The sequence below is a fragment of the Stutzerimonas marianensis genome, assembly GCF_022810315.1.
Classification (GTDB): domain Bacteria; phylum Pseudomonadota; class Gammaproteobacteria; order Pseudomonadales; family Pseudomonadaceae; genus Stutzerimonas; species Stutzerimonas marianensis.
Map to the genome: position 1 here is coordinate 246,374 of NZ_JALGRD010000008.1, position 12,206 is coordinate 258,579.

A 12,206-nucleotide genomic window follows, 5' to 3' on the forward strand; every position below is an offset into this window, starting at 1 on the left:
GCGCCAGTTATCAGGGGCTGGAACGAACAGGCAGGCCTTTGGGGTAAGATGCGTACAAACTGGTCCTACCAGTCCGGAGCCGCTTGTCATGTTGAATGAATATCCCCAGGAACGACGCCAGTTGGCGGACGTGGTAGCCGAACGCATCGAGCGCCTGATCGTCGATGGCGTGCTCAAGGTCGGGCAGGCGCTGCCGTCCGAACGCCGTCTGTGCGAAAAGCTCGGCATCTCCCGCTCGGCGCTGCGTGAGGGCCTGCGCGTGCTGCGCGGGCGCGGCATCATCGAGACCGCCCAAGGACGGGGCTCGCACGTGGCACGGTTGTCCGGCCAGCAGGACGCCAGCCCGCTGATGCACCTGTTCAATTCGCAGCCGCGCACGCTCTATGACCTGCTCGAGGTCCGCGCCCTGCTTGAAGGCGAGTCGGCCCGCCTGGCCGCGCTGCGCGGCACGGAAGCCGATTTCGTCCTGCTGCGCCGACGCTACGAGGAGATGCTCGCCGCCCATACCGCCGAAAGCGCCGACCCGCGAGAGCATGCGCGCCTCGACCACGCCTTTCACCTCGCCGTCAGCGAGGCCTCGCACAACCCCGTATTGGTCCATACGCTGCAATCGCTGACCGACCTGATGCTTTCCACCGTATTCGCCTCGGTGAACAACCTCTATCACCGCCCGCTGCAGAAGCGGCAGATCGACCGCCAGCACTCGCGCCTGTTCCATGCCATCACCGAACGCCTGCCGGATCAGGCACAGCGTGCGGCGCGCGATCACATTCACAGCATTCGCGACAACCTCAAGGAAATCGAGCAGGAAGAGCAGCGCCTGGTGCGCGCGACCATGCGGTTGGAGGGGTGGGCATAGGAGGACGCGAGGCCTGCGGGCCAAACGCCCAAGCAGGCCGGTGTGCGGCTCGGACGGGTCGGTTCAGGCGGACCCTACCCCTCATGCTAGACTCGCGCCTTCCTTTTTGCCGCGCATGACCACCGTGTCCGATATTCAAGCCTGGTCGCTCGCCGACCACCTCGCTTCGCCGCTGCCTGCCGACCTGCATGGCTGGCTCTACACCGACCGTGGCTCCCTGACGCGCCGCCTGACCACCCTGGCCGAGGGCGCCTTCAGCGTGGTGCCGCTGGAAGAAGGCTGGCAGGTGCTACGCGACGACGAATGCGCCGCACTGCATGTGGCCGAGGGGAGCGAGGGCTGGGTTCGCGAGGTCTACCTGCGCGGGCACGAGCAGCCTTGGGTATTCGCCCGTAGCGTGGCGGCCCGCAGCGCCCTAGTGCATTCGGGGCTGGATCTTCCGCAGCTAGGCAACCGATCGTTGGGCGAGCTGCTGTTCAGTGATCCGGCGTTCGCCCGCGGCCCGCTCGAAGCACGTCACTACCCGGCCGATTGGCTGCCGCTGCCCGTCAGGCAAGCCGGCCTCTGGGCACGCCGCTCCTGCTTCAGCCAGGGCGAGCTGCGCGTGCTGGTCGCCGAAGTGTTCCTGCCCGAGCTGTGGCGCGCGGCACGGATCACCCCCTGAACAGCGCCCAGACTGTTATCCAGCCAACCCACACGGAGACCCGCTGATGTTCCAGAAGCTTCTGCAATCGAGCAATCGCCTGCACCCGCGCGCCTGGGACTTCATCCAGCTGATGCGACTGGATCGACCGATCGGCACGTACCTGCTCCTGTGGCCCACCCTCTGGGCGTTGTGGATCGCGGGCGAAGGCTCGCCGAGCGTGAAGAACATCGTCATCTTCGTGCTCGGCGTGATCCTGATGCGCGCCGCTGGCTGCGTCATCAATGACTTCGCCGATCGCAACTTCGACGGCCACGTTTCGCGTACCAAGGGTCGCCCGCTGGCCACCGGAAAAATCACCCCGAAAGAAGCCTGGATCCTCTTCGCCATCCTCGTCGCGCTGAGCTTCGGCCTGGTGCTGATGACCAATGCCACCACGGTCTGGCTGTCCTTCGGCGCCTTGGGCGTCGCTTCGCTCTACCCGTTCATGAAGCGTTACACCTTCTACCCTCAGGTGGTTCTGGGTGCCGCGTTTTCCTGGGGGATGCCGATGGCCTTCACCGCCGAGCGCGGCGAGCTGCCGCCCGAAGCCTGGCTGCTGTTCATCGCCAACGTCGTCTGGACGGTGGGCTACGACACCTACTACGCCATGGCCGACCGCGAGGACGACCTCAAGATCGGCATTCGCTCCACCGCCATACTGTTCGGTGAAGCCGACCGCATCATCATCGCCACGCTGCAAGGGCTGGCGCTGTTCTGCCTGATCCTCGCCGGCGTGCGCTTCGAGCTGGGCCAGTGGTTCCACCTGGGCCTGGTCATCGCCGCCTGCTGCTTCGCCTGGGAGTTCTGGAAAACCCGCTCACGCAAGCCACAGGCGTGTTTCAAGGCTTTCCTGCATAACCATTGGGCAGGATTGGCGATTCTGGCCGGGATCATCGTCGACTACGCCAACCGGGCATAAAAAAGGTTCATCGCGCTTTCCCGCGGAAGGCGCCCTTGATTTTCAGGAAGAAGTACGCCGAGGCACGGAAGCCGTAGGCCATACGTTTTGATCACCTTGATGCGGTTGTTAACGCCCTCCAGAACACTGGTGTGGATGCCCCGAGCGTATCGAACCAGACTTCCTTCAGTGCATCCTTATGTACATAAGCCGTGGCCAGTGGCTGGCCGCGGGCAGCTCCTGCAACTGCACGGCTTGCCGTCCTTCAGGTTTTCGCGATTGCGCAGCAGCCGCCAACGGCTTTGCTTGATCACCTTGCGCGCTGGCTTGTCTTCACGCTGGAGGTTGGCTTGATCGACTCGGATACGATCGATTACGTCGCGGCCATAGCGGGCCACCACATGGAACAGGTCGTACACCACTTCCGCCTGCGGGCAGTGCCGCCGCACTTCCAGATCAAAAGCGGTGTTCATGTCCATCGCCACGGCCTCGATCTGCTGACAATGCTCGCCAAGCAACTCGATCACGCACCTGACGAGTTCGGCGTTCATGGATCAATGGCACACCGGCTGCAACCGGTAAGCGCTCGGCTAGGGGTTCGAGACTGATAGTAAGGTGTCGTCAGTGGCTTGGCGACAGGCGACGACCGCGTAGCTTGGCCAGAAAGCAGCAAGATAGGCAGGTAACGGAGGTTGGTTCGTTTGGCGACTGCCAATCTCCCTGACTGTCAACTCGCTCTTTCCACATATTCCGCGATGAGCCATAAAAAAGCCCGTCGCGGCGTACCGGGACGGGCTTTCGTCTGCTGACAGTATTCAGCCGTTCACGACGCGGGCGCCGGCTTCTGCGGTCTGGCCGTCTTGGGTCGGATGCATGCCGGACACACCGATCGCGCCAATCAGCTTTCCGTTTTCAATCAGCGGGACGCCACCATCCATGAGGATGGCGTTGTGCATCGACAGCAGCCGCAAGGTAGCCCCGCCAGTCGCAAGCGTTTCCTCGAAGCCTTTGGTGGTGCGCTTGAAGGCCGCTGCCGTGGCAGCCTTGCGCTGCGCCACTTCGACACTCCCGTGCGCGGCGTGGTCCATCCGCAGCAGCAACACGAGATGCCCGCCTGCGTCCGTCACAGCGATGACCATTGCCCAACCGTTTGCCTGTGCATGAGCGCGCGCAGCCTCAGCAACGCGGCTGGCTGCCTCCAGACTGATCGGCGGCCCATAGGCCAACGGAGGAGCTACAACCTGAGTAGTCATGCTGCGCTCCTCAAGGCATCGCCTGGCCGCCGTTGACGTCCAGTGTCTGGCCTGTGATGTAACCGCTGCAGGCATGCGAAGCGAGGAACAGATAAGCCGGGGCCATTTCTTCGGATGTGCCGAAACGGCCGAGCGGAATGGTGGTGTTGACCTGCGCCCTTGCAGCGTCGTCTTTGTCGGCATGGAAGGCAGTGTCGACGGTCCCGGGCGCTACGACATTGAAGCGGATGTTGTCACCGGCGAACTCGCGCACCCAGTTGCGCTGCACGTTATGCAGCCAGGCCTTGGCCGCCGCGTAGAGGCTAGCGCCCGGACCACCGCCGTTGTAGGCAGCGATCGAGCCCGTGGTGATGACAGAGGCGCTCTGCCCGCTGGCCTTCGTCGACGCTCGCAGGTGCGGGATCGCTTCTCGCGTCACCAGCAACGCCGAGCGCAGGTTCACGTCGACCATCGCGTCGAAGAAGGCATCATCAATTTTCTCAAGCCCACGCCGTTCCAGCAGCGCACCCGCGTTATTGACGAGCACATCAAGGCCACCAAAGCGCTCGACGAAGGCCGCAACGGTGTCGATGCAGTCCTGGCTGCGGCTCAGGTCGCCTGCGAAGAAAGCCGCTTCGCCGCCATTGGAAGACAATTCGGTTAGCAGTGAGTCGAGGTTTGCCGGCTGGTTGCGCGCGGTGATGCCGACATGCGCACCGAGCGCGGCGAACGCCTTGGCGGTCGCCAGACCGATGCCCATGGTGGCACCGGTGATCAGGATACGTTTGCCCTTGAGGTCGTTGAAATACATTGGAGACTCCTTAGTCAGTCAGTGCGGGACGGGGAACACGGTGCTCGCGCCAGAGGCGCAGCAGCGGTGGAATCAGCCAGACCGCCAGCGTGGTGAGCGCAAGCACCAGCGAAACGGGCCGTTCAATGAAGGCAACAAAGCTGCCGTTCGAGCGCATCATCGAGGTCACGAAGGTCTCCTCGAGCAGAGGCCCAAGCACGATTCCGAGAATCATCGGAGCCAGCGGGAAGTCGTTTTCCTCGAGGAGGAAACCGAGCACGCCGAACACGAGAATGGTCACTACGGCGAACAGACTGTTTTCGACGGCATAGGCACCGACCATCGCAAACAGCAGAATCGAGGGCATGAGGACGCCCTGCGGTATACGGAGCACCTGTTTGAATAGACGTACCGCAATGAAACCAAACGGGATCAGCAGCAGGTTGGCCAACAGGAACGCCACGAACACCGCATTGATCATCCCCGCGTTGTCCGTGAATATCGTCGGCCCGGGGTTCAGGCCCTTCATGAGCAACACGCCGATGACGATGGCGGTAAGCGAATCACCCGGAATACCGAACACGGTTGCCGGGATGAAGCTGCCGCCGACCGCGGCGTTGTTGGCGGCAGTCGCCGGTGCAATCTGTGAGACCGCGTCGTCGTCCTGCTCAGCGCCAGCTGAACCCTTACGCCGTCCCATCGCATAGGCGATGTAGGCCGCAATATCAGCTCCGGCACCCGGCAGCGCCCCGATCAGCGTGCCAGTCACCGAGCCGCGAAGAATGCCGAGCTTATTGTTGAGCGCATCACGCAGAGCCCTCCAATACAAAGGTTGCTGCGCAACCTGAGGCAACTCCCTTTCGCTGGCGCTGCGGGTGCAGTAGCGCAGGATTTCTGCCACCGCGAACAGACCGATGATGACCGGTATGAAGCCGAAGCCGCCAAGCAGCGCATCGCTTCCAAAGGTGAAACGGGTCTCGCCAGATACCGGGTCAATTCCGACCGCGGCCACCAACAGGCCAATCAGCAACGACACTGCACTGCGGGTGATCTGCGTGCCGCCGACCATGATCGCGGCGGTGAGGCCTAGGGTTGCCAGCCAGAAATATTCAAACGAACTGAAGTTGAGCGCAAAACGGGCCAGCAGCGGCGCACCGAAGATTAGCGCCAGCACGCCAATCGCGCCGCCGATGGCCGAAGTGCAGGCGCTCATCCCAAGGATGTACTCACCCCGCCCGGCCTGCGTGAAGCGGTAGGCCTGATCGGTATAGGCAGCGGACGCCGGCGTACCGGGCATGCGCAGCAGAACAGCGGGTAGATCGCCCGCGAAAATTGCCATTGCAGCCATCGTCACGATGCCGGCAATCGCGGGGACCGGCTCCATGAAGAAGGTGATGGGCACCATGAGGGCCACCGCAAGCGTCGCGGTCAGGCCAGGTATTGCGCCGACCATCAAGCCGTACAGCGCAGCAACGACCATGACGGCCAGCACCTTGAAGGTGAACACCTGACCAAAGGCATTGAGCATTACGTCCATGTCAAAGCCCTCCGAGGCGGGCCAGCAAGCCTTGTGGCAAGGGCACGCCCATGACCTGCTGGAAGAACACATAGAGGAAGGCGACCACACCGACGGCACTGGTCAGCGCCAGCATGGGTCGCCCCGTGAAACGTAGCGCCAGTGCAGCGATCAGCAGCAAACCCGTGGGCAGGAAGCCCAACGGCTCGACCATCAATAAGAACCCCAGGAGCCCGCCGATAACCAGCGTCAGGTTGAGCCAGCGTGCAGGTTCGCGACACCAGGCACACAGCCCGAGCCAGAGCGGCGCCCGTTCGGCTCGGGCCGCGGCGATTCCCTTGGCCGCTAGCGTCAGCCCGCTGAGCGCGAGTAGCGCTCCGATGATGGACGGGTAGAAGCCAGCGCCGTACTGGAAGTACGGCGACTTCTCCATGCCACTGGCCACCCCGAGCACACCGAGGCCGAGCGCCAGGCAAACGATTCCCCAAGACAGGTCGGACAGTTTCATAGCTGCGACTCCGTGCCGGCTGCGATCACATGTCCATTTTGGCGAACAGCGCCTGGACGTCTCCGGTGTGCTGCTTCAAGTACTCCGCGAACGCTTCGGAGTCGCGCCACTGGGGGTTGAAGCCGCGTGCCTTCATGTCAGCCTGCCACTCGGGGTTGGCGTAGATCGCCTTCATCGCCGCTTCGAGCTTGGCGCGTACGTCATCGGGCAATCCAGCCGGGGCCACCAGACCGCGGAAGGAGCCAAGCTCCATCTCCAATCCAGTGGCTTCCTTCAACGACGGAACTTCCGGGAAGTTTTCCTGCCGGTCGGGCCCGAACACCGCCAGGCTACGTACGGTGCCGGTCTTGAGCATGGCATCGGCCTCAGGCAGAGAGCTTGGAACGAAGTCCACGCCACCCGCGGCGAGATCCTGCATGGCGGCGGCCGCCCCCTGCCCCGGAATCATACGGACCTTGGCCATATCCACACCCCAGCGGTCGAGCAGCGTAGCCACCGCGACCGGCCAGGAGCCGCCGCAGCCACCCGCGCAAGCGATGGTGTATTTGCCTGGCTCGGCCTTGATTGCATCCAGTGCTTGGTTAACCGTTTTGAACGGTGAATCGGTACGAACCTGGAATCCCGCCGGATCGAAGTTGTACTGTGCGATGGGGGTGAAATCCTTTAGCTCGAAGTCGGCCTGCCCCATTTCCTTGTAATGCGCGTAATTGAACAGCACGCCGAGGGTATAGCCGTCCGGCTTCGAATTGACGATGCGGTTGATTCCAACGACACCGCCGCCCTGGCCAAGGTTGAGCACATTGAATTGCTGGCCAAACTCGTCCTTGAGGTACTTGGCGAGAATGCGCGCGGTGCCGTCAGAGCCGCCGCCTGCACCGGCAGGGACAACGATTGTAACGGGACGAGTTGGCCACTCAGCGGCCATCGCCGGCATGACGCTCAGACCCAACAGCAGCGCCATGGCTCGGCAACCTTTGCGAACCCAATGCGGGGTAGTCTTAGACATATCAGCTCTCCTTTTATTGTTGTTGAGTACAGCTGCACGGCCTCACAGGCCTTTTAGTTGCTCCGCTCGATTACCAGCCGCTCCCAGGCCGCCACATACGCAGCAGCGTTTTTAGCGACCTCACCGACATCAAGGCCCGGCTTGTATAAAGCCGAGCCCAAACCGAAACCTGTAGCGCCCGCTTCGACGTACGCGCCCATGTTTTGCGGAGTAATTCCACCGACCGGGACGAGCGGGCAATCCTTCGGGAAAACGGCCCGCCAGGCTTTCACCACAGCGGGGCCGCATTGCTCAGCGGGAAACAGCTTGAGCAACTGAGCCCCGGCTTCTAGCGCAGCGAACCCTTCAGTGGGGGTTGCAACGCCAGGCGCGCTGACCAAACCACACGCGCGGCTGGCTCGGATGACGGATGGGTTCATGTTTGGTGAAACGACGAGCCGACCACCAATTGTCGCTACTGCTTCCACCTGAGCGACATCCAGCACCGTGCCGGCTCCAATAAGGCACTCGGAGCCGAGGTCAGTGATAAGCCTCGAGATGCTGACCAGCGCTTCCGGAGAATTCAGTGGGATCTCGATCAGACGAAAACCCGCCTCATGGAGCGCTCGCCCAACCGGAACGACTTCATCGGGTGTAACGCCTCGCAGAATGGCAATGAGCGGCAGGCGATCCATATACGCGTCAAACACCTTGCACCCCCTTTGCTTTAACCAGCCCGGCTGCCTCAGCGATCTGCCAGAGACCAGCCGTACCAGGGTTCTTGATGGGTTTAGCCGTCTGGACATCAAAGGATTCCATGGCCAGGCGATAGCGCGCGCATAGCGATGGATCGCCCAGCAACACCGGTACGGACGCAGACGCTGTTCCGCCAAGCGCACTTCGCAATTCCTCTCCGATCAGCAGACCGGAGAGGTACTCGAGGCTTTGGTTAGGTTGGAGTTCGTTACAGAGCACCAGGCTGCGAACGCCAAAGAGGCAATCAGCAATCCCGCGAGAACCGCTGTCACGAGCGGTCTGCACGCCGCGAATGAAGGTGTCGGCATCGCTGATCGCTCCCGCCTCAAGCGCCGGACGCCCCAGAATCGAATGGTCCCGCAACACGGCGAAGAGCTCGCCCGTCATGAAGGTGGAAAACGCTTGAAGCCGACCGTATTGAACCTCGACCCATTTGCTGTGAGTGCCAGGTAATAACAGCAACGCGTCGTCAGCCAGTTCAGGTTTGAGCGCTATGGCGCCGAAGACTTGTGTCTCCTCACCCCGCAACACGTTGGGCCGGCTGCCGAGTTGCCGGACGCCTGGCACGAGGTGCAAGCGGCCAACGCCGGTCTCTAGGCAGACCATTGCCGCAGCAAGCGCGGAGGCATCTGCCGGGCAATCCACGTACGGAACCTCGCACCAACCCTGGCGGCTGCCGATCATGCCGGATGCGATCGCAGGCAAGCCGGGCCATTGAGCTAGCCAATCTTCCAGCAGCAGCCGGTAGGCGCGGGCAAAATCGCGGTCCGGGGTGTATTGGATCCCCCAAGGTTGCGCCCGAGAGTCGAGCAACGACGCGTCTTGGCCGAGCAGGTAGGCCCGTAGAGACGAGGTTCCCCAGTCAATCCCGATCAGACATGGCTCGCTCATCGACCCCTCCAACCCAGCTCAGCGGACACGTGGGCAGCGCAGCGAATCACAAGCGGGCGCAACTCCTCCAGACGGCTTTCCGGCATATAGGGAATGGCGCTGGCGACACTCAGTGCAGCGACGATCTCGCCGCCTGCGTCTCGCACTGGAGCCGCGACGCAACGTACGCCCAGCTCGTTTTCTTCGAGGTCGAAGCTGAACCCGCCAGCGGCGTATTCAGCCATCTGGGTGTGGTACTCGTGCCAAGGCGTAAATTCTTCACGAAGGCCGCTCTGACCAGCGCGACGCTGCAGACCCTCGTCGTAAAGCTTTCGCCATTCTGTCGCAGGCAGGTCGAGCATCAGCGACTTTCCGATCCCAGTCAGCGCTAGCGGCATACGCAGACCAATACGAGAGCGCATCTCAAGGCCACGAGTGCTCGCCAGCTTGTCGATGTAGAGGACGTCACCACTTTCACGCACACCGAGATGGATGGTGTCCTGTGTCAGGTCCGCCAGCCGCTGCAAGTGGGGTCGCGCAAGCTTGATGAGCGGCATCTCGGCGCGGGCCTTGTAACCAAGTTCGATCAATCGTGGGCCAAGGCGATAGCCTTGGGCCTCGCTGCGCAGATAGTCGGCCTGAACCAGCGCCGCAACCAAGCGGTGAGTCGTACTGCGTGTACAGCCAATCACCGAACCTATCGCTGCAAGCGAATCCGCACCTTGGGAAACCGCGTCGATAACTGCCAAACCTCGGAAAAGTGCCTGGGCGCCGAGGGGAGCCTCTTTGTTCTTGTCTTGAGTCATGAGCTTCTCCTACGGCCCGTACAATAGGCCGCGATGCGGTTAATCTCAATATACGAGTTACACTCCCATATATTGGGACAAATAAAGCATTCACACCTTGTCACATCACTGCAATATTTCCGTTATCTAATGCCGAGCGACAAGAAACGGACCGAGAGCGGACATGAACGGCAAATGCATTTTGATCGTCGATGACGAAGCGCCGATTCGCGAGATGATCGTGGTGGCGTTGGAGATGGCCGGCTACGAGTGCCTGGAAGCGGAGAACACACAGCAGGCCCATGCGCTGATCATCGATCGACAGCCCGACCTGATCCTGCTCGACTGGATGTTGCCTGGCACCTCCGGAATCGAGCTGGCACGGCGCCTCAAGCGTGACGAGATGACGGCCGGGACGCCGATCATCATGCTCACCGCCAAGGACGCCGAAGACAACAAGATCCAGGGTCTGGAAGTCGGTGCCGACGACTACATCACCAAGCCCTTCTCGCCCCGCGAGCTGGTGGCGCGCCTGAAGGCCGTGCTGCGCCGCGCGGCACCGTCCGACAACGAATCGCCCATCGAGATCGGCGGCCTGTTGCTCGACCCCGTCAGCCACCGCGTCACCATCGACGGCACGCCGGCGGACATGGGCCCTACCGAATACCGCCTGCTGCAGTTCTTCATGACCCACCAGGAGCGTGCCTACACGCGCGGTCAGTTGCTCGACCAGGTCTGGGGCGGCAATGTCTACGTCGAGGAGCGCACGGTGGATGTCCACATCCGCCGGCTGCGCAAGGCACTGGGCGAAACCTACGAGAACCTGGTGCAGACCGTGCGTGGCACAGGCTATCGCTTCTCCACCAAGAGCTGACCCACTGGACCGGTCGGCCCCCTTCGACCGGCCACCCACCAAGCCGAACCGGCAGAGTAGACTCGCCGAACAAGCCCAGCCGCCTCAAGGAGCGTAGCGTTGAACCAAGACTGGCAAGGCGCCCTGGTGCGCCGCCTGCTGTTGCTGCTCGGCGGCTGCCTGCTGGTCGGCCTGATCACCGGCCAGTACGCCTGGGCGCTCGTCGCGGGACTTACCGGCTACCTGGGCTGGACGCTGTACCAGATGCGTCGACTGCTTCTGTGGCTCAAGAGCGAGCAGACCGACCAGCCACCGCCCGACAGCCATGGGCTGTGGGGCGAGGTGTTCGACAGCCTCTACCAGCTCCAACGCCGCGACCTGCGGCTGCGCGGGCAGCTGCAGGCGGTGATCGATCGGGTCCAGGGCTCGACCACCGCGCTGCGCGACGCGGTGATCATGCTCGACCATGAGGGCAACCTGGAGTGGTGGAACCCCGCAGCCGAGCGTCTGCTGGGACTGAAGAACCCGCAGGACACCGGGCATCCGGTCACCAACCTGGTCCGCCATCCGACGTTCAAGGAATATTTCGAGAGCGGCCGCCACGAGGAACCACTGGAACTGTCCTCGCCGGTCAATGACCGCCTCTGGCTGCAGATCACCATCACCCGTTACGGCAACAGCGAGCACCTGATGGTGGCGCGGGACATCACTCGGCTCCACCAGCTGGAGCAGATGCGCAAGGACTTCGTCGCCAACGTGTCCCACGAGCTGCGCACACCGCTGACGGTGATCGCCGGCTACCTGGAGACCATGCTTGAGCACACCGACGAGATGCCGGCCCGCTGGTCGCGCGCGCTCAACCAGATGAACCAGCAGGCGAGCCGCATGCAGCACCTGCTCAACGACCTGCTGCTGCTGGCGAAACTGGAAGCCACCAGCCCGCCGACCATGACCCAGCCTATCGCCGTCGCCACGTTGCTGCAGTCGATCAAGGGCGATGCCCAGGCCCTCTCTGGCGAGCGCCACCACAGGATCACCCTCGAAGCCGACCCGACGCTGTTGCTCAAGGGCAGCGAGGCCGAGCTGCGCAGTGCCTTTTCCAATCTGGTGTTCAACGCCGTGAAGTACACGCCCGATGAAGGCGAAGTGCACATCCGCTGGTGGTGCAACGAGCACGGTGCGCACCTGGCGGTGCAGGATTCGGGGATCGGCATCGAGGCCAAGCACCTGCCGCGCCTGACCGAACGCTTCTACCGGGTCGACTCCAGCCGCGCCAGCAAGACCGGCGGCACCGGATTGGGCCTGGCCATCGTCAAACACGTGCTGCTGCGTCACCAGGGCCGGCTGGACGTCAACAGCACCCCCGGCAAGGGCAGCACCTTCACCTGCCACTTCCCGCTGTCCCAGGTGACGGTGCGCTAGCGCGTCGCGGTGCCGAACAACAACCTTCGCCTGGCCATCACCTTGAA

Annotated in this window: 13 protein-coding genes and 1 pseudogene; 5 read left to right on the forward strand and 9 right to left on the reverse strand. The window is 62.8% G+C overall.

Annotated elements, in window-relative coordinates; all coding sequences use genetic code 11:
* The first annotated feature begins 88 nt into the window (after positions 1–88).
* From glcC to ubiA, 3 genes are all read left to right on the forward strand, one after another.
* Positions 89–859 carry a transcriptional regulator GlcC gene (gene glcC, locus MST27_RS15660; protein WP_243606868.1) on the forward strand — a complete coding sequence of 257 codons (771 nt, stop codon included), beginning with the start codon at positions 89–91 and terminating at the stop codon, positions 857–859.
* Positions 860–974: 115 nt separating this feature from the next.
* Positions 975–1,523 (forward strand): chorismate--pyruvate lyase family protein, encoded by a 549-nt coding sequence (locus MST27_RS15665; RefSeq protein ID WP_243606869.1) that lies wholly within the window; start codon positions 975–977, stop codon positions 1,521–1,523.
* Between the two features lie 46 nt (positions 1,524–1,569).
* Positions 1,570–2,463, forward strand: coding sequence for a 4-hydroxybenzoate octaprenyltransferase (ubiA, locus tag MST27_RS15670; protein ID WP_243606870.1), 894 nt, complete (start codon positions 1,570–1,572; stop codon positions 2,461–2,463).
* A 7-nt stretch (positions 2,464–2,470) separates the two neighbouring features.
* On the opposite strand, the pseudogene MST27_RS15675 reads toward ubiA, so the two are convergent.
* The 9 genes and pseudogenes from MST27_RS15675 to MST27_RS15715 form a co-directional block, all read right to left on the reverse strand.
* Positions 2,471–2,978 (reverse strand): annotated as a pseudogene (locus MST27_RS15675) (transposase); the annotation flags it as partial.
* Positions 2,979–3,257: 279 nt separating this feature from the next.
* The gene (locus MST27_RS15680) at positions 3,258–3,695 is read right to left on the reverse strand and encodes a GlcG/HbpS family heme-binding protein (RefSeq protein ID WP_243606871.1); all 438 of its coding nucleotides are present in this window, start codon (positions 3,693–3,695) and stop codon (positions 3,258–3,260) included.
* A 10-nt stretch (positions 3,696–3,705) separates the two neighbouring features.
* A complete protein-coding gene (locus MST27_RS15685; RefSeq protein WP_243606872.1) occupies positions 3,706–4,485 on the reverse strand; it encodes an SDR family NAD(P)-dependent oxidoreductase in 780 nt (259 codons plus the stop codon).
* Between the two features lie 10 nt (positions 4,486–4,495).
* On the reverse strand, positions 4,496–5,992 hold the full coding sequence (locus MST27_RS15690) for a tripartite tricarboxylate transporter permease (RefSeq protein ID WP_243606873.1): 1,497 nt from the start codon (positions 5,990–5,992) through the stop codon (positions 4,496–4,498).
* 10 nt (positions 5,993–6,002) lie between these two features.
* Positions 6,003–6,488, reverse strand: a complete 486-nt coding sequence (locus MST27_RS15695; RefSeq protein ID WP_243606874.1) for a tripartite tricarboxylate transporter TctB family protein — start codon at positions 6,486–6,488, stop codon at positions 6,003–6,005.
* A 25-nt stretch (positions 6,489–6,513) separates the two neighbouring features.
* Positions 6,514–7,494 (reverse strand): Bug family tripartite tricarboxylate transporter substrate binding protein, encoded by a 981-nt coding sequence (locus tag MST27_RS15700; protein ID WP_243606875.1) that lies wholly within the window; start codon positions 7,492–7,494, stop codon positions 6,514–6,516.
* A gap of 53 nt (positions 7,495–7,547) precedes the next feature.
* Entirely contained in the window at positions 7,548–8,168 is a 621-nt protein-coding gene (locus MST27_RS15705; RefSeq protein WP_243606943.1) for a 2-dehydro-3-deoxy-6-phosphogalactonate aldolase, read from the reverse strand.
* A 7-nt stretch (positions 8,169–8,175) separates the two neighbouring features.
* Positions 8,176–9,120, reverse strand: coding sequence for a 2-dehydro-3-deoxygalactonokinase (locus MST27_RS15710; RefSeq protein WP_243606876.1), 945 nt, complete (start codon positions 9,118–9,120; stop codon positions 8,176–8,178).
* Complete coding sequence (locus MST27_RS15715) at positions 9,117–9,905, reverse strand: IclR family transcriptional regulator (RefSeq protein WP_243606877.1); 789 nt, start codon at positions 9,903–9,905, stop codon at positions 9,117–9,119. The genes MST27_RS15710 and MST27_RS15715 overlap by 4 nt, the downstream gene beginning before the upstream one ends.
* Before the next feature lie 163 nt (positions 9,906–10,068).
* Between MST27_RS15715 and phoB the strand changes: the two genes are divergently transcribed.
* Positions 10,069–10,758: a phosphate regulon transcriptional regulator PhoB gene (phoB, locus tag MST27_RS15720; RefSeq protein WP_243606878.1), complete on the forward strand. Its 690-nt coding sequence runs from the start codon at positions 10,069–10,071 to the stop codon at positions 10,756–10,758.
* A 99-nt stretch (positions 10,759–10,857) separates the two neighbouring features.
* The gene (gene phoR, locus MST27_RS15725; RefSeq protein ID WP_243606879.1) at positions 10,858–12,159 is read left to right on the forward strand and encodes a phosphate regulon sensor histidine kinase PhoR; all 1,302 of its coding nucleotides are present in this window, start codon (positions 10,858–10,860) and stop codon (positions 12,157–12,159) included.
* The last annotated feature ends 47 nt before the right edge of the window (positions 12,160–12,206 follow it).

What these genes read in the sequence shown, in the direction of transcription:
- MST27_RS15705 (WP_243606943.1), bottom strand. Translation starts at nt 8,168, where the DNA reads ATGGATCGCCTGCCGCTCATTGCCATTCTGCGAGGCGTTACACCCGAT.
- MST27_RS15695 (WP_243606874.1), bottom strand. Translation starts at nt 6,488, where the DNA reads ATGAAACTGTCCGACCTGTCTTGGGGAATCGTTTGCCTGGCGCTCGGC.
- MST27_RS15700 (WP_243606875.1), bottom strand. Translation starts at nt 7,494, where the DNA reads ATGTCTAAGACTACCCCGCATTGGGTTCGCAAAGGTTGCCGAGCCATG.
- MST27_RS15680 (WP_243606871.1), bottom strand. Translation starts at nt 3,695, where the DNA reads ATGACTACTCAGGTTGTAGCTCCTCCGTTGGCCTATGGGCCGCCGATC.
- MST27_RS15690 (WP_243606873.1), bottom strand. Translation starts at nt 5,992, where the DNA reads ATGCTCAATGCCTTTGGTCAGGTGTTCACCTTCAAGGTGCTGGCCGTC.
- phoB (WP_243606878.1), top strand. Translation starts at nt 10,069, where the DNA reads ATGAACGGCAAATGCATTTTGATCGTCGATGACGAAGCGCCGATTCGC.
- glcC (WP_243606868.1), top strand. Translation starts at nt 89, where the DNA reads ATGTTGAATGAATATCCCCAGGAACGACGCCAGTTGGCGGACGTGGTA.
- ubiA (WP_243606870.1), top strand. Translation starts at nt 1,570, where the DNA reads ATGTTCCAGAAGCTTCTGCAATCGAGCAATCGCCTGCACCCGCGCGCC.
- MST27_RS15665 (WP_243606869.1), top strand. Translation starts at nt 975, where the DNA reads ATGACCACCGTGTCCGATATTCAAGCCTGGTCGCTCGCCGACCACCTC.
- MST27_RS15715 (WP_243606877.1), bottom strand. Translation starts at nt 9,905, where the DNA reads ATGACTCAAGACAAGAACAAAGAGGCTCCCCTCGGCGCCCAGGCACTT.
- MST27_RS15685 (WP_243606872.1), bottom strand. Translation starts at nt 4,485, where the DNA reads ATGTATTTCAACGACCTCAAGGGCAAACGTATCCTGATCACCGGTGCC.
- MST27_RS15710 (WP_243606876.1), bottom strand. Translation starts at nt 9,120, where the DNA reads ATGAGCGAGCCATGTCTGATCGGGATTGACTGGGGAACCTCGTCTCTA.